This is a genomic window from Variovorax robiniae (assembly GCF_037889955.1).
Lineage (GTDB): Bacteria > Pseudomonadota > Gammaproteobacteria > Burkholderiales > Burkholderiaceae_C > Variovorax > Variovorax robiniae.
In genome coordinates this window covers 96,429-114,078 of the sequence record NZ_JBBKZS010000015.1, presented here as the reverse complement: position 1 = coordinate 114,078, position 17,650 = coordinate 96,429, and the positions used below count along the sequence as shown (strand labels likewise).

General features: G+C 67.2%; 19 protein-coding genes. 10 read left to right on the top strand and 9 right to left on the bottom strand.

What is annotated here, in order from left to right:
* Positions 1 to 43: 43 nt before the first annotated feature.
* The 3 genes from WKW79_RS27110 to WKW79_RS27100 are packed head-to-tail and all read left to right on the top strand — an operon-like array spanning position 44 to position 2,703.
* The gene (locus WKW79_RS27110) at positions 44 to 1,051 is read left to right on the top strand and encodes a phosphotransferase family protein (RefSeq protein ID WP_340338328.1); all 1,008 of its coding nucleotides are present in this window, start codon (positions 44 to 46) and stop codon (positions 1,049 to 1,051) included.
* Positions 1,051 to 1,422: a DUF6285 domain-containing protein gene (locus tag WKW79_RS27105; protein ID WP_340338327.1), complete on the top strand. Its 372-nt coding sequence runs from the start codon at positions 1,051 to 1,053 to the stop codon at positions 1,420 to 1,422. The genes WKW79_RS27110 and WKW79_RS27105 overlap by 1 nt, the downstream gene beginning before the upstream one ends.
* Positions 1,423 to 1,425: 3 nt before the next feature.
* A complete protein-coding gene (locus WKW79_RS27100; protein ID WP_340338326.1) occupies positions 1,426 to 2,703 on the top strand; it encodes an acyl-CoA dehydrogenase family protein in 1,278 nt (425 codons plus the stop codon).
* 6 nt (positions 2,704 to 2,709) lie between these two features.
* On the opposite strand, the gene WKW79_RS27095 is transcribed toward WKW79_RS27100, so the two are convergent.
* The gene (locus WKW79_RS27095) at positions 2,710 to 3,531 is read right to left on the bottom strand and encodes an alpha/beta fold hydrolase (protein WP_340338325.1); all 822 of its coding nucleotides are present in this window, start codon (positions 3,529 to 3,531) and stop codon (positions 2,710 to 2,712) included.
* A 279-nt stretch (positions 3,532 to 3,810) separates the two neighbouring features.
* On the opposite strand from WKW79_RS27095, the gene WKW79_RS27090 reads away from it, so the two are divergent.
* Positions 3,811 to 4,212 carry a PaaI family thioesterase gene (locus WKW79_RS27090; RefSeq protein ID WP_340338324.1) on the top strand — a complete coding sequence of 134 codons (402 nt, stop codon included), beginning with the start codon at positions 3,811 to 3,813 and terminating at the stop codon, positions 4,210 to 4,212.
* A gap of 8 nt (positions 4,213 to 4,220) precedes the next feature.
* On the opposite strand, the gene WKW79_RS27085 is transcribed toward WKW79_RS27090, so the two are convergent.
* The 6 genes from WKW79_RS27085 to WKW79_RS27060 all read right to left on the bottom strand — a co-directional run bounded on the left by WKW79_RS27085 (position 4,221) and on the right by WKW79_RS27060 (position 10,046).
* Complete coding sequence (locus tag WKW79_RS27085; RefSeq protein ID WP_340338323.1) at positions 4,221 to 5,552, bottom strand: TAXI family TRAP transporter solute-binding subunit; 1,332 nt, start codon at positions 5,550 to 5,552, stop codon at positions 4,221 to 4,223.
* 90 nt (positions 5,553 to 5,642) lie between these two features.
* On the bottom strand, positions 5,643 to 6,197 hold the full coding sequence (locus tag WKW79_RS27080) for a peptidoglycan DD-metalloendopeptidase family protein (protein ID WP_340338322.1): 555 nt from the start codon (positions 6,195 to 6,197) through the stop codon (positions 5,643 to 5,645).
* A gap of 112 nt (positions 6,198 to 6,309) precedes the next feature.
* Entirely contained in the window at positions 6,310 to 8,052 is a 1,743-nt protein-coding gene (locus WKW79_RS27075; protein WP_340338321.1) for an ABC transporter ATP-binding protein, read from the bottom strand.
* A gap of 20 nt (positions 8,053 to 8,072) precedes the next feature.
* Positions 8,073 to 8,552 carry a CreA family protein gene (locus WKW79_RS27070; protein WP_340338320.1) on the bottom strand — a complete coding sequence of 160 codons (480 nt, stop codon included), beginning with the start codon at positions 8,550 to 8,552 and terminating at the stop codon, positions 8,073 to 8,075.
* Positions 8,553 to 8,590: 38 nt separating this feature from the next.
* A complete protein-coding gene (locus WKW79_RS27065) occupies positions 8,591 to 9,142 on the bottom strand; it encodes an NUDIX hydrolase (RefSeq protein WP_340338319.1) in 552 nt (183 codons plus the stop codon).
* A gap of 202 nt (positions 9,143 to 9,344) precedes the next feature.
* A complete protein-coding gene (locus WKW79_RS27060; RefSeq protein ID WP_340338318.1) occupies positions 9,345 to 10,046 on the bottom strand; it encodes a fumarylacetoacetate hydrolase family protein in 702 nt (233 codons plus the stop codon).
* Between the two features lie 162 nt (positions 10,047 to 10,208).
* Here WKW79_RS27060 and maiA point away from each other — a divergent pair, with 162 nt between their 5' ends.
* Both maiA and pgeF read left to right on the top strand, forming a co-directional pair.
* On the top strand, positions 10,209 to 10,850 hold the full coding sequence (gene maiA, locus WKW79_RS27055; RefSeq protein ID WP_340338367.1) for a maleylacetoacetate isomerase: 642 nt from the start codon (positions 10,209 to 10,211) through the stop codon (positions 10,848 to 10,850).
* Positions 10,837 to 11,583 (top strand): peptidoglycan editing factor PgeF, encoded by a 747-nt coding sequence (pgeF, locus tag WKW79_RS27050; protein ID WP_340338317.1) that lies wholly within the window; start codon positions 10,837 to 10,839, stop codon positions 11,581 to 11,583. Before maiA ends, pgeF begins: the two co-directional genes overlap by 14 nt.
* Here the strand turns inward: pgeF and WKW79_RS27045 are convergent.
* Positions 11,515 to 11,877 carry a hypothetical protein gene (locus WKW79_RS27045; protein ID WP_340338316.1) on the bottom strand — a complete coding sequence of 121 codons (363 nt, stop codon included), beginning with the start codon at positions 11,875 to 11,877 and terminating at the stop codon, positions 11,515 to 11,517. The two genes, pgeF and WKW79_RS27045, sit on opposite strands and share 69 nt — an antisense overlap.
* 182 nt (positions 11,878 to 12,059) lie before the next feature.
* On the opposite strand from WKW79_RS27045, the gene phaC reads away from it, so the two are divergent.
* The 4 genes from phaC (at position 12,060) to WKW79_RS27025 (ending at position 16,378) form a co-directional block, all read left to right on the top strand.
* Complete coding sequence (gene phaC, locus WKW79_RS27040) at positions 12,060 to 13,778, top strand: class I poly(R)-hydroxyalkanoic acid synthase (protein WP_340338315.1); 1,719 nt, start codon at positions 12,060 to 12,062, stop codon at positions 13,776 to 13,778.
* Between the two features lie 57 nt (positions 13,779 to 13,835).
* Complete coding sequence (locus WKW79_RS27035) at positions 13,836 to 15,014, top strand: acetyl-CoA C-acetyltransferase (RefSeq protein ID WP_340338314.1); 1,179 nt, start codon at positions 13,836 to 13,838, stop codon at positions 15,012 to 15,014.
* Positions 15,015 to 15,147: 133 nt separating this feature from the next.
* The gene (locus WKW79_RS27030) at positions 15,148 to 15,804 is read left to right on the top strand and encodes a hypothetical protein (protein WP_340338313.1); all 657 of its coding nucleotides are present in this window, start codon (positions 15,148 to 15,150) and stop codon (positions 15,802 to 15,804) included.
* Between the two features lie 106 nt (positions 15,805 to 15,910).
* Positions 15,911 to 16,378: a DUF3806 domain-containing protein gene (locus WKW79_RS27025; protein ID WP_340338312.1), complete on the top strand. Its 468-nt coding sequence runs from the start codon at positions 15,911 to 15,913 to the stop codon at positions 16,376 to 16,378.
* 21 nt (positions 16,379 to 16,399) lie between these two features.
* On the opposite strand, the gene WKW79_RS27020 is transcribed toward WKW79_RS27025, so the two are convergent.
* On the bottom strand, positions 16,400 to 17,650 hold the full coding sequence (locus WKW79_RS27020; protein ID WP_340338311.1) for an MFS transporter: 1,251 nt from the start codon (positions 17,648 to 17,650) through the stop codon (positions 16,400 to 16,402).

Genomic DNA, 17,650 nt, shown 5'->3' with positions numbered 1-17,650 from the left:
TCGACAGATTTGACGTGCGCCAGTTTCGGAGAGGGAGACGTTCGTGAGCGATGAGTCGAAGGTGATTGCCGATGGGCTGCAAGCGCTTGCGGGCGCGCTCGTGCCTGGCGGCACATCGGTTCACGGCGTGCGTCGCCTGTCCGGCGGTGCGAGCCAGCAGACCTGGGCCTTCGAGGTGGATGCTGGCGCGCAAGTCTTGCCTCTCATCCTGCGCCGCGCAGCCGACGCGACGGGCGAACGCGGCATGGGCTCGGCGGGGCTCGCGGCAGAGGCGCAGATCATCGATGTCGCACGCGCAGGTGGTGTGCCGGTGCCTGGCGTGCGCCACGTGCTGCGCGCATCCGATGGACTGGGAGACGGCTTCATCATGGATCGCATCGAAGGCGAAACATTGGGTCGCCGCATCGTGCGAGAAGCGCGCCTCGCCGATGCACGCCGCGTGCTGGCACACCAATGCGGTGCCGCGCTGGCGCGCATCCACCAACTGCCGACGAAGGGCCTGCCGCCATTGCGGCGCGCCGACGCGCGCGCCGAACTGGACTACCAGATCGAGATCCACCGCAGCCACGGCACCACACGCCCGGTGTTTGAAATCGCCTTCCAGTGGCTGCGCGCTCATGCGCCGGCAGACCTGGGCGCGCCGGTGCTCGTGCATGGCGACTTCCGCAACGGCAACCTCATCGTCGCCGAGGAGGGCCTGCGTGCGGTGCTCGATTGGGAACTCGCCCATCTCGGCGACCCGATGGAAGACCTGGGCTGGATGTGCGTGCGCTCATGGCGCTTCGGAAATGGCCGATTGCCGGTGGGTGGATTCGGCACGCGCGAGCAACTGTTCGAAGGCTATGCGAGCGAAGGCGGCATCGTCGACGTGGAGCGCGTGCACTGGTGGGAAGTGATGGGCTCGCTGAAGTGGGGCGTCATCTGCGAAACGATGCTGCAGGCCTGGCTCAGCGGACGCGAGCGCGATGTCGAGAAGGCGGTGATCGGCCGGCGCGCCTCGGAGGCCGAATCGGACTTGCTGGCCCTGCTGGCACCCGAAGGAGTGGCCTGATGCAAGACCGACCGACTGCCGCTGAACTGATCGAAGCCGTCGCGGGCTTCCTGCGCGAGCAGGTCGTGACGTCGACGGGCGGCGCTGCCATGCCCTTCCATGCGCGCGTGGCGGCCAATGCGCTTGACATCGTGCAGAGACAACTGAAGCTGGCGCCCGAGGCCGACGCGCGGGAGATGCTTCGCTTGCGCGCCTTGCTCGGCGCGGATATGCCGGATGACCTGGCCGCGGCGAATCGCCTGCTCTGCGCGCGCATCGCATCGGGCGCGATCACCCTGGACACGCCCGGCCTCGCCGAACACCTGCGCGAGACCACGCGCGACAAACTGGCCGTCGACCAACCCGGCTACGACAACAACAAGGACAGCTGAGACATGGACTTCGACCTGCCCCCCGACCTCGTCGCGTATCTTGCGGAGCTCGACGAATTCATCGACCGCGAGATCGCCCCGCTGCAGGCGCAGGACGACAACGAACGCTTCTTCGATCATCGCCGCGAATGGGCCCGCACCGACTTCGACAAGGGCGGGTTGCCGCGCCCCGAGTGGGAGGCGCTGCTGGCCGAGGCACGACGCCGTGCCGACCGGGCCGGCCACCTGCGCTTCGGATTGCCCGCGGAGTTCGGCGGTCGCGACGGCAGCAACCTCTGGATGGCGGTGATCCGCGAGCACTTTGCCGCGCGCGGCCTCGGCCTGCACAACGACCTGCAGAACGAGCATTCCATCGTAGCCAACAACCCTTTCGTGCTGGCTGTCCGTGACCTTTGCTCGCCGGCGCATCGCGACGAACTGATCCCCGGCATGCTGGAGGAGCGCGTGCGCCTGACCTTCGGCCTGACCGAGCCGCAGCATGGATCGGATGCCACGCACATGGAGACGCGTGCCGTGCCGGAGGCGCGCAACGGCCAGCCGGGCTTTCGCATCGACGGCGAAAAGATGTGGACCACCGGCATGCACACCGCGACACATTGTGTGCTGTTCGCGCGCACCAGCGGCCGCGACGGCGAGGCACGCGGCATCAGCGCCTTCCTGGTGCCGGCGCAGGCCGAGGGTGTGAAGATCGAGGAGTACCTCTGGACCTTCAACATGCCGACCGACCATCCGCGCGTGAGCTTCACCAATGTGTGGGTTCCGGATTCAGCCGTGCTCGGCAGGCTCGATGGCGGCCTGGCGCTGGCCCAGCATTTCGTGCATGAGAACCGCATCCGACAGGCCGCATCGAGCCTCGGCGCGGCTGACTACTGCGTGCGTGAAAGCGTCAAGTACGCGCGCGAGCGCAAGCCCTTTGGCGAAGATCTGGCGCGCAACCAGGGCATCCAGTTCCCGCTCGTCGAACTCGCCACGCAGGTCGAGATGCTGCGCCTCCTGATCCGCAAGACCGCCTGGCAGATGGACCAGGTGCCCAAGCCCGAAGTCGAGAAGCGGCTGTCCGACAAGGTCTCGATGTGCAACTATTGGGCGAACCGCCTGTGCTGCGAAGCGGCCGACCGGGCGATGCAGGTGCACGGCGGCATCGGCTATTCACGGCACAAGCCCTTCGAGCACATCTACCGGCATCACCGCCGCTACCGCATCACCGAAGGGTCGGAGGAGATCCAGATGCGGAAGGTGGCCGGCCACCTGTTCGGGTACATGGGGGCCGGCAAGTTCTGAAAGCCCTCAGGACTTGAAGAACGCCAGCAAGTCCGCGTTGATGATCTCCGGATGCGTCGCGCACATCCCGTGCGGCAGGCCCGGGTAGATCTTCAGCGTCGCGTTCTTCAGCAGCTTGGCCGACAGCAGCGCGGCATCCTGGTACGGCACGATCTGGTCGTCGTCGCCGTGCATCACCAGCATCGGCACGTCGATCTTCTTCAGGTCCTCGGTGAAGTCGGTTTCCGAGAAGGCCTTCACGCATTCGTAGTGGGCCAGGATGGAACCCATCATTCCCTGGAACCACCAGTGGTCGCGAATGCCCTGCGAGATCTTCGCGCCCGGCCGGTTGTAGCCATAGAAGGGCAGCGTGAAGTCCCGGTAGATCTCGGCGCGATTGGCCGCCACGCCGGCGCGGATGCCGTCGAAGACCTCGATCGGCAGGCCGCCCGGGTTTGCCTCGGTCTTGAGCATGAGCGGCGGCACCGCGCCGATCAGCACGCCCTTGGCCACGCGGCTGGTGCCGTGCCTGCCCATGTAGCGGGCCACCTCGCCGCCGCCTGTCGAATGGCCGACGTGGATCGCGTCCTTGAGGTTCAGCGCCTCGGTCAGCGCGGCCAGGTCGTCGGCATAGGTGTCCATCTCGTTGCCGCCCGATGTCTGGCTGGACCGCCCGTGCCCGCGCCGGTCGTGCGCGATGACGCGATAGCCCTGCTGCAGGAAGAACAGCATCTGGCCGTCCCAGTCGTCGCCCGAAAGCGGCCAACCATGCGAGAAGACGATGGGCTGCCCGGAGCCCCAGTCCTTGTAGAAAATCTCGGTGCCGTCCGCGGTCGTGATCGTGCTCATCAATGCGTCCTTGGGTATTGGTTGGGAAGGGTGGTGAAAGTGCCTCGCGGCACGGTGAACAGCCCATTTCAGATGCGCTTGGTTTCATGAAATGGGGTGCCTACTTTGAAGCAAATCACGTTCCCGTGCAGGCGTATTCTTCGTGCGCCAAATGACATGCGCGTTGCGCCACGCGCAGTCGCCATCGTGTCCCTTGCCAGCGCGCCTGCCGCGTAGCATTGCCGCTCCCCGCGGGTGCCCAAGCGATGGCATGGCGGACGCCCAGGACACGACCTCATCATGGACAAGCAAAAATTCCCCACTGGCCTGATGCACGCCATCGGCTTCACCGAACTCCTCCGCAGCGACGCCGAAGCGGGCGCCGCCCGCGTGCGCTTCACCGCCCGTCCCGAATTCGCCCACACCAATGGCACGGTGGTGCAGGGCGGCATCATCACCGCCTGGCTCGACTGCTCGATGGCCTTCGCCGTGATGGCGCGCGAGCCCGAATCGGGGCTGGCCAGCCTGGAGCTCAAGGTGACCTTCCTGGAACGCGTCGACGTGTCGACCTTCGAGGTCGAGGCGCGCGTCCTGCGCTGGGGCCGCAGCGTGGTGTTCATGGAGGCCGACCTGTACGCGCAGGATGGCCGGCTCTGCGCGCGGGCCTCGTCGACGGGGAAGCTGGTGCGGGCGAAGGGTTGAGACGCTGCCTACCCCGGCCCCTCCGACTGCCGCGCCAACTGCGCCCGCACATAGTCCACATGCTGCCGCAGCGTGTAGACCTTGTCCGAGAACTCCAGCGGGAACTTGGACTGGACGATCTCCTTCTCGATGTGGTCCAGTTGCGCGCGCGCGTTGCGCCGCTCCTCGTCATTCAACTGGCGTGAGGCCAGGTCCCGCTCCAGGAACTTCAGTTCGCCATAGCGGCGGTAGATCTTGCTCTGGCGCCGCCACGAGACCAGTGCCGGCAACACGCGCGCCATCGGCACCAGGATGGCCGCCAGCGGAACCAGCAACAGCAACAGGCGCTGCACCCAGTTCGCGGCCCAGAAGGGCAGGTAGGCCTGCAGGAACGGGCGGCCATTCTTGAAGTAGCGCTCGGCCTCGGTCGACAACGGAAAGTCGGTGCCCTGGGGGCTCGGGAATTCGTCGGGCCGGTTGATCAGGCTCGGCTGCTTGTGCACCTGTTGCGCGGCCTCCAGCAACAGGTAGCTGAGGGCCGGATGCAATTCGTCGCGCACGACCAGGTTGGCGGTGGTCGCCAGCAGATTGATATCGCCAGGGGGCATGTCGCGCTGCGGATCGACCGAGCCGCGCTTGAGAACGACCGGACGGAAGTACGGGAAACGGCGCGCCAGTCCCTCGACGTGTTCCAGCGAAGCCAGATGCATCGACTTGTCGGCCAGCAGCCGCTGCACCGCGGGCGCCTGCGGCGCCGAGATGATGATGGCCGCATCGATCTCGCGGCGTGCGAGCATGTCGGCCACGGCCAGGCCGCCGTCCTGGATGAAGGTGGTGCCATCGGCCGCGGGCTGCTTGCCGTCGGCCACCACGCCGTAGACCGCCAGCAACTGCAGCGCGACCTTGTTGTTGCCGCTGCCGGGCACGCCGATGGCCGTGCGCTTGCCGGCCAGCGCACTCAGGCCCTTCGATACATCGAGCGTGTGCGTGAAGATCCACACCGGCTCGTAGGCGACGGTGGCCAGTGATCGCAGGGGTGTCGCGGTCGGCAGCGCGTCGTAGTCGAGCGTCAGCAGCCCGGTGCCGCCCTGCGCGAAGGCGACCTGCACGCTGCCGTCGTTGAGCCGTTGCAGGTTCTCGACGCCGCCGCTCGAGGTGCGCAACTGGAGATCGATGCCATTGGCTTGCAGGATCTCCTTGTAGTGCTGGCCGAAGCGGTGGTACGCGCCATCGGCCACGCCCGTGCTCATGATGAGCGAGCGCGGCGGCGCGGGGCTCACGAAGCGCACCACCGCCCAGATCAGCGCTGTCAGGACCGCGATGAGCACGCCCCACAGCAGCAGGTGGCGGCGAATCGACATGGGGCGCATCCGGATCTCCTTCGGCGCGTAGTCTCGGCGAAGGGGGGCGCAGTGTCGAGGCCGGCGGGCGGCCGATCTCTTATGCCCGGGTTACTGCAGCTTCCCGTCCAGGTACGGCTGCGGATTCACCGCCACGCCCTGCTTGCGGATCTCGAAGTGCAGCTTCACGCGGTCCGTGCCGCTCTTGCCCATCTCGGCGATCTGCTGGCCCTGGCGCACCACCTGGTTCTCCTTCACCAGGGCCTTGTCGATGTGCGCGTAGGCGGAGATGTAGGTCTCGTTGTGCTTGATGATGATCATCGTGCCGTAGCCGCGCAACGCATTGCTGACGATCACGACGCGGCCGTCTGCCGTGGCCAGCACCGGATCGCCTAGCGTGCCGGCGAAGTCGATGCCCTTGTTCTGCTTGCCGTTGAAGCGGGCAATGATGTCGCCTGAAGCGGGGCGGGCGAAGGCCGGCTTGGCCACGGGCGCGGTGGGTGGGGGCGGCGGCGGTGCGGGCGTGCTGCTCGCGCCGACGGCCGGGGGACTGCCCTTGGCAGGCGGCGGCGGTGGGGTGGAGGAGCACGCGGCGAGGGCGGTGACCGCGAGGGCGAGGAGGGCGCGTCGGAGCGAGGGGGAGGTCAGGAGGGCTGAGAAAGGCATGGCGTGTTTGTATGTTGTTCGTCGCGCGGCGTTCCCTGGAAAGTGGCTTCGCGCTGCTGCAGCAGCGAAATATAGTGGTTCGCGCCCGCTCGCCTGGCGCGACGACCACTTGTTACCTGTTCGATCCGTGCCGCAATTGGGGCTGGCGCTGCAGCACTTCGGCGCGCGGACCGGCATCGGCGATGCGGCCCGCCTCCATCAGCACCACTGTATCGAAGTGGTCCAGCACGCTGAGCCGGTGGATCGATGCGATCAGGCAGGCATCGGGGAAGGCGGCGCCGATGCGCTCGAGTACGCGGGCCTCGGTCGCAGCATCGAGCGCGCTCGTGGGCTCGTCGAGCAGCAGCAGGGAACTGCCCTGGGCCGCGAGCACGCCACGCGCCAGGCACAGGCGCTGCCGTTGCCCGCCGGAGAGGTTGAAGCCGCGCTCGGTCAGCGGCGTGTCGAGCGAGCCCTTCATGGCCTCCAGCACCTCGTCGAAGGCGCTCGCATGCAAGGCCGCCTGCAATGCGGCATCCTCGTGGGGCTCGCCGAATGTGAGGTTCTCGCGCACGCTGGCCTCGAACACCTCGATCTCCTGCGGAATCAGCGTGGCCAGGCGGCGCAGCGCGGCCCAGTCCTGCGAATGGCCGTCGAGGCGCAGGCTGCCCTGCTGCGGCACGTAGAGCCCCGCCAGCACGCGCAGCAAGGTGCTCTTGCCCCCACCGCTCGGGCCCACCAGCGCGATGCGCTCGCCGCGATGCAGGGCCAGCGCCATGTCACGCAGGCCGCCGCCGCGCGCCGCATCGGCATAGCCCCAGGCCAGGTGGTTGATGGCGATGCGCTGCCATGCCGCACCGCGCTCGATGGGCGTGTCGCTGCGGCCATCCGACGGGTCGCCCGGCGCGGCCCAGATCGGGTCGGCGCTCAGGTAGTCGGTGTGCATGCGCGCGAAGTTCTGGAAGTTCGCTGCCATGGAGCCGACTACGGCCGCGGCCTGCTGCGCATACTGGTAGATCATGAACACATTGCCCAACTGCACCGCCTCGCCCGGTCCGCGTTCATGCCACACGTAGATCAGCACCAGCGCCCAGGTCAGCCCGAGCCCGAGCAGCTCGACCGCGGCCCACTTGCCTTCGTTCAGCATCGCGGCACGCTTGAGCGGCACCGACACCGCCGCCATGCGACGACGCAACAGCACGCGCGAGGCCGCCTGCAAGCGCAAACCGATTACCGTCGATGCGTTGCCGATGAAGTCCAGCAGCGCGGCGACATATCGGCGGTCGGCATCGTTCTCGGTGCGGGCCAGCTTCATCAAGGCGCGGTCGAAGCGCAGGATCACCAGGCCGATCAGCACATAGCCCACCAGCGCCAGCACGCCGCTGGCGCGTGACAGCAGCATCAGCGCGACCAGCGGCCCGACGAAGGTCACCGCGCTCGCGAGGTAGACGAACTGGTTCTGCGCGAAGTCCGACAGCGCGCGGCCGGCCTGGTGCACGCGGTGCTGCAACTCGCCGGAGTGATGCGCGTCGTGCCAGGTCAGCGGTGCGGCGGCGATGCGGGCGTAGAGCGTGTCGGCCAGCGTCTCGCGCACGCGCACGGCCACGTCGCGCTCCAGCACGCGGCCCGGCCCGTGCAGGCCCCAGGACACAAGATAGACGAACACCAGCAGCAGGATCCATTGCGTGGCGGTGCCGATCTCGCCCCGCTGCAAGGCGTTGATGGCCTTGCCTGCGAGCCAGGGCATGCCGAGCCGGATCAGTTGCGATCCGCCCAGCAGCGACAGCGCGCCGACCAGCCGCCCGCGTGTGCCGGCGGCGAAGCGCCAGAGGGCGCCGTAGAGGACGCGAAGAGGGTGCTGGCCGGGCGCAGGCATTTGTACTGCGCCGGTTGTTGTTACTTCACCGGAATCACCGTGCCGCGATCCACGGCCACGGCGGTGATGGCGTTCTTCGGCGAACCGTCGACCAGCAGGTCGGAGTAGGTGAGGTACACCAGCGCATTGCGCTTGGCATCCACCATGCGCACCACGCGCAGCCGTTTGAACATGATCGACAGGCGCTCGCTGTAGACCTCCTCGCGCTTGGGCAGCGGTTCCTTGAAGCTGATCGGGCCGACCTGCCGGCAGGCGATCGAGGCCTCGGACTTGTCCTCGGCCAGGCCCAGCGCGCCGGAGACGCCGCCGGTCTTGGCGCGCGAGACATAGCAGGTGACACCGTTGACCTTCGGGTCGTCATAGGCCTCGACGACGATCTTGTGGTCCGGGCCGATCAGCTTGAAGGCCGTGTCGACGTCGCCGACGGTCTCGGCGCGCGCACCCGCGGCCAGGCCCAGCAGCGAGGCGAGGAGCAGCGGAATCAGGGAAAGGGATTTCATGTGTGTGACAGGCTTCGGACTCAAACTCGAACTCGAACTCAGACGATGTCGACGGTGTGCACCCGGTCGAAGCTGCCCTTGCGGCGATCCTCGAAGTAATGCTGCAACGCCTCGCGCACGGTGCGAAACGCGATCTCGTCCCAGGGGATCTCTTCCTCGGTGAAGAGCCGCGCCTCGATCGTCTCGTGGCCCGGGTTGAAGCGGTCGCTCAGCAACTTCGCGCGATAGAACAGGTGCACCTGGCCCACGCGCACCACGCTCATCACGGCGAACAGGCCCTGCAGTTCGTACTCGGCGCCGGCTTCCTCGTCCGTTTCGCGCGCCGCGCCTTGGGCAGTGGTCTCGTCGAGTTCCATGAACCCGGCCGGCAAGGTCCACTTGCCCCAGCGCGGCTCGATGTTGCGCTTGCACAGCAGCACCTTGTCCTCCAGCACCGGGATCGTCCCCACCACGTTCAGCGGGTTCTCGTAGTGGACGGTGTTGCAGGCGGGGCACACCGCACGCTGCTTGGTGTCGCCGTCATCCGGCAGGCGGTAGACGACGGCGGTGCCGCAGTTCTTGCAGTGTTTGATGGGGATGCGGGGGAACATCAGATCAGACCAGCGAGGGATTTTTGTCAGTGATGCCTGTGCGTGGGCACCCGCGGAACCGGCTTTGCCGGGCCGCTGGGTGCGCCCCCTTGAGGGGCTGAGGGCCGCGGCTCCAAGCCTGCCTGCGCAGGCTTGGACGGCCCGCAAGAGCAGCCGCCTCTGGCGGCCGCACCGGCGTCACAGGCGCATTCGGGGTGGGCATTTACGAGATCTTCACGGTGAGAGACGGCAGGCCGGCGACCGAGCCGACCAGCGTGTCGCCACTCACCACCGCGGCCACGCCTTCCGGCGTGCCCGAGAAGATCAGATCGCCCGGCGCCAGTTCCCATGCGGCGGACAACTGCTCAATCGTCTCGGCGATGTTCCAGATCAGCTTGCTCACGTTGCTGCGCTGGCGGTCCGTGCCGTTCACCTGCAGCGAGATCTCGGCGTTCTGCACGTCGCCGGCATCGGCGGCCGGCACGATCGGGCCGATCGGCGCGCTCTGCTCGAAAGCCTTGCCGATCTCCCATGGGCGGCCCTGCTTCTTCATCTCGCCTTGCAGGTCGCGGCGCGTCATGTCCAGGCCCACGGCATAGCCGTAGATGTGCTTCATCGCGTCGGCGGCCGCGATGTTCCGGCCGCCGGTGCCGATCGCCACGACGAGCTCGATCTCATGGTGCAGGCTCTTGGTGAGGCTCGGGTAGGCGGCGCTGCCGGTCTGGCCGCCTTCCACCACCACGATCGCATCGGCCGGCTTCATGAAGAAGAAGGGCGGCTCGCGCCCGCTGAAGCCCATTTCCTTCGCGTGCTCTTCGTAGTTGCGGCCCACGCAGTAGATGCGGTGCACCGGAAAACGCGCGCCGGTGCCGACCACCGGGATCGACACGACGGGCGCGGGAGGGAATACGTACTCGGAAGCCATGGGAAGTTCGTCCTTCTTGGGAGCAGGTTCAACAGGAAGCGGCAGTGTGCCAGAGGGCGCGGTGGCTCGCCTGCCGGCGGCCCTGCTTCGGCTGGGGCAAAGCAGCACGAGCCGCCGCGCGCACGTGCGACTTCTGCAGCGTTGTCCTATGCTCGCCCCATGATGAAGCTCCACAACTACTTTCGTTCGTCGGCGTCGTACCGTGTGCGCATCGCCCTCAACCTCAAGGGCCTGGCCTACGACTACATCCCCGTGCACATCGCGCGCGGCGACCACCTCACCGGCCCCTTCGCCGCGATCTCGGCCGACAAGCTGGTGCCGATGCTGGACGACGACGGCGAGCATTTCTCGCAGTCGATGGCGATCATGGAATACCTCGACGAGACCCAGCCCGAGCCGCCGCTGCTGCCGCGCGACCCGGTCAGCCGTGCGCGCGTGCGGGCGCTGTCGGAGTCGATCGCCTGCGAGATTCATCCGCTCAACAACCTGCGCGTGCTCAAGTACCTGGTGCGCGAACTCAAGCTCGACGATGTGGCCAAGAACACCTGGTACCGCCACTGGGTGCGCGTGGGCCTGGAAGCTTTCGAGCGCCAGCTGGCCCAGTCGCCCGCCGGCAGCAGCTACTGCTGGGGCGACACGCCGACCATGGCCGACTGCTGCCTGGTGCCCCAGATCTTCAACGCGCAGCGCTTCGATTGCGACCTCAATGGCCTGCCGCGCACCATGGCGGCCTTCGAGACCTGCATGCAACTCGACGCCTTCCGCCGCGCCCAGCCTTCGAACTGCCCCGATGCAGAAGCTTGAGTTGCTCGTGCCGCAGTGGCCGGCGCCTGCCGGCGTGCGCGCGGCCTGCACGACGCGAAGCGGAGGTGCGTCGCAAGGGCGCTTCGAGAGCCTGAACCTGGGCGACCACGTCAGCGACGATGCCGTGGCCGTCGCGGAGAACCGGCGTCGCCTGCAAGCCGAAATCGGCGTGCGCCCGGTGTTCCTCCAGCAGGTGCATGGCGTCGACGTGCGGCGGCTCGATGCGGCCGATGCCGATGGCGAGACCGCCGATGCCTGCGTGACCACCGAGGCCGGCCTGGCCTGCACCGTCATGGTGGCCGATTGCCTGCCCGTGCTATTCACTGACAGCGAAGGCCGCCAGGTGGCCGCCGCGCACGCCGGATGGCGCGGGCTTGCGGCAGGTGTGCTGGAAGCGACGCTGGCCACCTTTGGGGCAGGGGAGAAGGTCATGGCCTGGCTAGGCCCCTGCATCGGCCCGACGGCATTCGAGGTCGGCGCCGAGGTCAAGGCCGTCTTCGTGGCGCATGATCCGGCGAGTGCCGCCTGTTTCAAGCCCGCAGGCGCCGAAGGCAAATGGTTGGCCGACCTGTCGGGACTCGCGCGCCTGCGCTTGCAGGCCGCGGGCGCGGCGTCGATTCACGGCAACGACGGCACCGACGCATGGTGCACCGTCAGCAACCCCTCACATTTCTTTTCGCACCGGCGCGACGGCCACAGCGGGCGCTTCGCCGCCTGCATCTGGCGCACCTGAACCCGGGCGTCCGGTCGCTGCCGGCGCGAGTGACGCCTCAGAGGCGCCTTCGTTCGGCTTCTCCGCCGCCGCAGCCTGGCGCGCGGCCTCCCGCGCCGCCAGTTCACGCGCCCGGATCGCCTTGCGTCGGGCCGGCGTGCCGAGCAGGTACACCACCAATGCGACCGGCCCCAAGCCGTACATCAGAAAAGTAACGATGGCGCCCAACAACGTTCCGTTGGTGTTGGTTGCCTCGGCCACGGCCATCATCACCGCGACGTAGAGCCAGCCGATGACGATCAGGTGAATGAACATGCGAGGGGCGGCACCGCAGGCGGTGTAATGAAATTGGAGACAGTATTCGTCGAAGGCATGTAGGATGAACGCGCTAAAACCCCGCGTTGTTCTGCGGCATCGGATCGGTCGAACCAAGGCTCGCCAGCGATTGCAGGATACTCAAAAACAGTCTGGGCCACCGCGCCGATCAAGGAGACGTCATGAAACAAGAGGCCGCCACGGCCGACGCATTCGCGTCGATGCAGCAGGCGCTGACACAGGGATGGACCAAGGCACTGGAGTCCTTTCAAGCAACCGGCAATGGCGGCATGGCCCTGCCCGGCATGCCGCAATTGCCGCAGCTGCCGAAGTTCAGCATCTCCCCCAGCAAGCTGCAGGAGTTGCAGCAGCAGTACGTGCAGGAGGCTTCCGAGTTGTGGAACAAGGGCCTCACCACCCCACCGGCCGGTGACCGGCGCTTCGCCAGCGAGGCCTGGGGCAGCAACCCGCTGTCCGGTTTTGCCGCCGCGGTGTACCTCCTCAACGCCCGCACGCTGATGGGCATGGCCGAGGCCATCGAGGCCGACGCCAAGACGCGTGCGCGCCTGCGCTTCGCGGTCGAGCAGTGGGCCGCTGCCTCCGCGCCCAGCAACTACATCGCGCTCAATGCCGAAGCCATCAAGCGCGCCATCGACACCAACGGCGAAAGCATCGGCAAGGGCCTGCAGAACCTGCTCGGCGACGTCAAGCGCGGCCATCTCAGCATGACCGACGAGAGCGCCTTCGAGGTCGGCCGCAACGTGGCGACCACCGAGGGCGCGGTGGTGTTCGAGAACGAGCTGTTCCAGTTGCTGGAATACAAGCCGCTCAATGCCAAGGTCTACGAGAAGCCGTTCCTGCTGCTGCCGCCCTGCATCAACAAGTTCTACATCCTCGACCTGCAGCCCGAGAACTCGCTGATCCGCTATGCCAACGAGCAGGGCCACCGCGTCTTCGTGGTGAGCTGGCGCAACCCGGACGAGTCGCTGCGCACCGCCACCTGGGACCAGTACATCGAGAACGCCGCCATCAAGGCGATCCATCTCGCCCAGGAGATCAGTGGCAGCGAGCAGATCAACACGCTCGGTTTCTGCGTCGGCGGCACCATCCTCACGACGGCGCTGTCCGTGCTGGCGGCGCGCGGCGAACAACCCGCCGCCTCGGTCACGCTGCTGACCACGCTGCTCGACTTCAGCGACACCGGCATCCTCGACATCTTCATCGACGAGCAGATGGTGCAGTACCGTGAAATGCAGATGGGCAAGGGCGGCCTGCTGCCCGGCGGCGACCTGGCTTCCACCTTCAGCTTCCTGCGGCCCAACGACCTGGTCTGGAACTACGTCGTCGGCAACTACCTCAAGGGCGAGACGCCGCCGCCCTTCGACCTGCTCTACTGGAACAGCGACGCGACCAACCTGCCCGGCCCGTTCTACGCCTGGTACCTGCGCAACACCTACCTGGAAGACAAGCTCAAGGTGCCGGGTGCGCTCACCGTCTGCGGCGAGAAGGTCGACCTGGGCGCGATCCAGGCGCCGGTCTACATCTACGGCTCGCGCGAAGATCACATCGTGCCGATCGGCGGCGCCTATGCGTCGACGCAAATTCTCAAGGGCAAGAAGCGCTTCGTCATGGGGGCGTCCGGCCACATCGCCGGCGTGATCAACCCGCCGGCCAAGAAGAAGCGCAGCCACTGGATCCGCGAAGACGGCAAGCTGCCCAAGACCCAGCCCGAATGGCTGGAAGGCGCCACCGAGCATCCCGGCAGTTGGTGGACCGACTGGTCGGCCTGGCTCAAGAGCCATGCCGGCAAGCAGATTCCCGCGCCCAAGACCTATGGCAAGGGCAACACCTACAAGGCCACCGAGCCAGCCCCCGGCCGCTACGTCAAGGCGAAAGCCTAGGTCCACGGTCCCCGTTCAACCCCCGTCCAGTCAGTCATCATCATCGGAGTACATAGCATGGAAGACATCGTCATCGTTTCGGCCGCTCGCACCGCCGTCGGCAAGTTCGGGGGCTCGCTCGCGGGCATCGCTGCCACGGACCTGGGCGCCGTGGTCATCAAGGAAGTGCTGGCACGCGCCAACCTCACGGCGGACCAGGTCGGTGAAGCGATCATGGGCCAGGTGCTCGCGGCCGGCGCCGGTCAGAATCCGGCACGCCAGGCGTGGCTCAAGAGCGGCGGCGCCAAGGAAACGCCCGCGCTCACCATCAACGCCGTCTGCGGCTCCGGCCTCAAGGCCGTGATGCTGGCCGCGCAAGCCATCAATGCCGGCGACAGCGAGATCGTCATTGCCGGCGGCCAGGAAAACATGAGCCTCGCGCCGCACGTGCTGCCGAACTCGCGCAACGGCCAGCGCATGGGCGACTGGAAGCTGGTCGACACCATGATCGTCGACGGCCTGTGGGACGTCTACAACCAGTACCACATGGGCATCACCGCCGAGAACGTGGCCAAGAAGTACGGCATCGACCGCGCTTCGCAGGATGAACTGGCGCTGGGCAGCCAGACCAAGGCCGCCGCCGCGCAGGATGCCGGCAAGTTCAAGGAAGAAATCGTCGGCGTGAACATTCCGCAGAAGAAGGGCGACCCGGTCGTCTTCGACAAGGACGAGTTCATCAACCGCAAGACCAATGCCGAAGGCCTGGCCGGCCTGCGCCCCGCCTTCGACAAGGCCGGCGGGGTAACCGCGGGCAATGCCTCGGGCCTGAACGACGGCGCCGCCGCCGTGCTGGTGATGACGGCCAAGAAGGCCGCTTCGCTGGGCCTGACGCCGCTGGGCCGTATCGCCAGCTACGCCACCGCCGGCCTCGACCCGGCCATCATGGGCATGGGCCCGGTGCCGGCATCGACCAAGGCACTGCAACGCGCTGGCTGGAAGGCCTCCGACCTCGATGTGCTCGAAATCAACGAAGCCTTCGCCGCGCAGGCCTGCGCCGTGAACAAGGAAATGGGCTGGGACACGAGCAAGGTCAACGTGAACGGCGGCGCCATCGCCATCGGCCACCCGATCGGTGCGTCCGGCTGCCGCATCCTGGTCACGCTGCTGCATGAGATGAAGCGCCAGAATGCCAAGAAGGGCATTGCCTCGCTGTGCATCGGCGGCGGCATGGGCGTGGCTTTGACCATCGAGCGCTGATCGCTCCCAACCCCGCGCCGGCGGAAAAGGCGCGGGGGTTTGCAGACATTTCCGCAGGCCGGCTCAGCCCGGCCTGATTTCGGCGGGGCCTCTGGATTCGGACAATCAGTTGTCTATCCAGAAAGGTCCCTGAATGCCAACGTACGAACGCGCCCTGACCGCCGGGGAACAGCGCGAATTCAACCAATATGCCGTCATCGGCAACCAGATGATCGGTGGCGAGCGCGATGCTCCGGCCACGCGCATCATCGCAGCCATCCAGACGTTCGTCGAAAAGCACCAGCGCCAGCAGGAAAGCCAGTGGGCCTTGCGTCGCGAGGGCGTGGAAAAGCCGCGCCATACCGCGGCGGCCCGCGCGCTGGCCACCGTGTGGGGCGACCAACTCGCACGCGTGTTCGGCTGGGAATGGGTCTGCGTCATGTTCCAGGGCGAAGAGCACTATGCGATGGTGCAGCCGGACCGGTCGCTAGCCATCTTCGCGATGGAATACGTCGAGGCCTGCATGGACCTGGAGACGATGGATTGCGCGATCAAGCATGCCTTCGATCAATTGCGCGCCAACGCCTTTCCGACGCAGGCGCCATTGAGCTACGCGAGCGCCATGCAATGGGTCGGCCCGCCTTGCTGCGTACCCGCGGCATCGGGGGGCGAGCCGGCGAAGCGCTGGGCGTCCGAACGCCTGGCGATCATGATCCGCAACCCGGGTGGATCGGTGCCGTCGGGTGAAACGGCCCACGAAGCGCTGCGGGAAGCTTCCGGCACATCGACCTGCGGGGCCAACCATGCCTAGGTCCGAACGCTCGCTCACTGTCCAGGAACATGCGCAGTTCAGGAACCATGCTGCGACCGGATTCCACTTGATCTCGGATGTCCCGTGCAGCCGCATGTCCGCCATCGTGGCCGGCGTCGACGACTTCATCCACGCGGCGCAAGGTCCCCTGCTGCATGCGCCGAAGAAGGGCTCGGACCTTGACGCGGCCGATGTGGCCCGCGCGCTTGGCACGGTGTGGGGAAACCAATTGGTCCGCGAGTTCGGCTGGGAATGGATCTGCGTGATGCTGGGCGAGGAAGAGCACTTCGTCGTCGCGGCACCGGACCGTTCACTGGTTGTCTTTGCGCACGAATACGTCTGGAAGTGCCTGGAGTCGAACGACGTGGAGTGCAAGGTCGCGCGGTCGTTCGAGCTGTTGCGGGCCGGCGCGATCAAGGCGCCGCCGGCATTGACCTACACCAGCATGATGCCGATGGTGCAGCTCGAGAAACCGCGCCAGCGCCGTCGCCTCCTCGGATTCCTCAGGAAGGCCGGTTCACGGGCACCGCAGAACAAGTGGAACGAGTCTTGCCGCGACTGCGCGCACGTTTGACCTTGCCTGGGCCGTGACGCTTCACGCCACCCCAAGGGCGGCTGCGTGCATGCGCCGCACGCGCACCAGCAGCGTCACCGCGATCGTCATGTTCAGCAGGTTCCACGCAATGCCGTTGATGAAGGCCGCGTGATAGCTCCCGGTCAGGTCGAACACCTTGCCTGACATCCAGCCGCCGAGCGCCATGCCCAGCAGCGTGCACATGATGACCGTGCCCACGCGCGCGCCGGCTTCGGCCGGCGGAAAGTATTCGCGCACGATGATCGCGTAGGAGGGCACGATGCCGCCCTGGAACAGGCCGAACAGGGCCGACACCACGAACAGCGGCACCAGCCCGTCGAAGGGAAGGAACAACAGCAGCGCCACGCATTGCAGCACCGACCCCAGCAGCAGGGTGCGCAGGCCGCCGATGCGGTCGCAGATGAACCCCGACACCAGCCGGCTCACGATGCCGAAGGCCAGCATCACCGACAGCATCTGCGCCCCGCGCGCCGCGCCGTAGCCGAGGTCGGTGCAGTAGGCCACGATGTGCACCTGCGGCATCGCCATTGCAACGCAGCAGGCGGTGCCCGCGACACAGAGCAATCCTTGGGCCATGCCGAGGCTGAGGCCGAAGGGCTGCATCGAGGGGCCGACCGGCGAGCGGCCCGGTGCGAAGGTGGCCGCGGCCCCCGGGCTCGCCAGCGGCGGCCGGGCCCGCATGAACAGCGCCAGCCCGGCCATGGCCAGCCCGCAGAAAACGCCCATGCCGAAGTAGGTGGGGCGCCAGCCCACCGTCTCGATGAAGTGCTGCACGATCGGCGGCCAGATCGCGCCGGCGATGTAGTTGCCGCTGGCGCACACCGCCACCGCGGTGCCGCGCCGCTTCACGAACCAGAGCGAGGTGTCGGCCACCAGCGGCGCAAACACCGCGGCGCTGCCGAGCAGGCCGACCAGCAAGGCCTGCACGATGGCGAAGGACACGATGCCGCCGGCAAAGCTGCAGCCGATGTAGCCGAGGCCGAGCCCGACGGCTCCGAGCAGCAGGGGCCACATCACGCCGAAGCGGTCAGCCAGCTTGCCCATCACCACGCCGCCCACGCCGAAGCCGATCATCAGCAGCGTGTAGGGCAGCGAGGCATCGGCGCGCGCCACGCCGAAGTCCGCCTGCACGGCCGGCAGCACCACGGACACCACGTACATGCCGCTGCTGCCCACGGTCATGAGCAGCATGGTGACGATCAGGCGCGTGACGGCATAGCGGGAGTCGGGCAGGTGTTGGGTGGCGTGCAT

Coding starts and splice junctions, on each gene's coding strand:
- WKW79_RS27105 (WP_340338327.1), top strand. CDS start 1,051: ATGCAAGACCGACCGACTGCCGCTGAACTGATCGAAGCCGTCGCGGGC.
- WKW79_RS27100 (WP_340338326.1), top strand. CDS start 1,426: ATGGACTTCGACCTGCCCCCCGACCTCGTCGCGTATCTTGCGGAGCTC.
- WKW79_RS27095 (WP_340338325.1), bottom strand. CDS start 3,531: ATGAGCACGATCACGACCGCGGACGGCACCGAGATTTTCTACAAGGAC.
- WKW79_RS27090 (WP_340338324.1), top strand. CDS start 3,811: ATGGACAAGCAAAAATTCCCCACTGGCCTGATGCACGCCATCGGCTTC.
- WKW79_RS27085 (WP_340338323.1), bottom strand. CDS start 5,552: ATGTCGATTCGCCGCCACCTGCTGCTGTGGGGCGTGCTCATCGCGGTC.
- WKW79_RS27080 (WP_340338322.1), bottom strand. CDS start 6,197: ATGCCTTTCTCAGCCCTCCTGACCTCCCCCTCGCTCCGACGCGCCCTC.
- WKW79_RS27075 (WP_340338321.1), bottom strand. CDS start 8,052: ATGCCTGCGCCCGGCCAGCACCCTCTTCGCGTCCTCTACGGCGCCCTC.
- WKW79_RS27070 (WP_340338320.1), bottom strand. CDS start 8,552: ATGAAATCCCTTTCCCTGATTCCGCTGCTCCTCGCCTCGCTGCTGGGC.
- WKW79_RS27065 (WP_340338319.1), bottom strand. CDS start 9,142: ATGTTCCCCCGCATCCCCATCAAACACTGCAAGAACTGCGGCACCGCC.
- WKW79_RS27060 (WP_340338318.1), bottom strand. CDS start 10,046: ATGGCTTCCGAGTACGTATTCCCTCCCGCGCCCGTCGTGTCGATCCCG.
- maiA (WP_340338367.1), top strand. CDS start 10,209: ATGAAGCTCCACAACTACTTTCGTTCGTCGGCGTCGTACCGTGTGCGC.
- pgeF (WP_340338317.1), top strand. CDS start 10,837: ATGCAGAAGCTTGAGTTGCTCGTGCCGCAGTGGCCGGCGCCTGCCGGC.
- WKW79_RS27045 (WP_340338316.1), bottom strand. CDS start 11,877: ATGTTCATTCACCTGATCGTCATCGGCTGGCTCTACGTCGCGGTGATG.
- phaC (WP_340338315.1), top strand. CDS start 12,060: ATGAAACAAGAGGCCGCCACGGCCGACGCATTCGCGTCGATGCAGCAG.
- WKW79_RS27035 (WP_340338314.1), top strand. CDS start 13,836: ATGGAAGACATCGTCATCGTTTCGGCCGCTCGCACCGCCGTCGGCAAG.
- WKW79_RS27030 (WP_340338313.1), top strand. CDS start 15,148: ATGCCAACGTACGAACGCGCCCTGACCGCCGGGGAACAGCGCGAATTC.
- WKW79_RS27020 (WP_340338311.1), bottom strand. CDS start 17,650: ATGCACGCCACCCAACACCTGCCCGACTCCCGCTATGCCGTCACGCGC.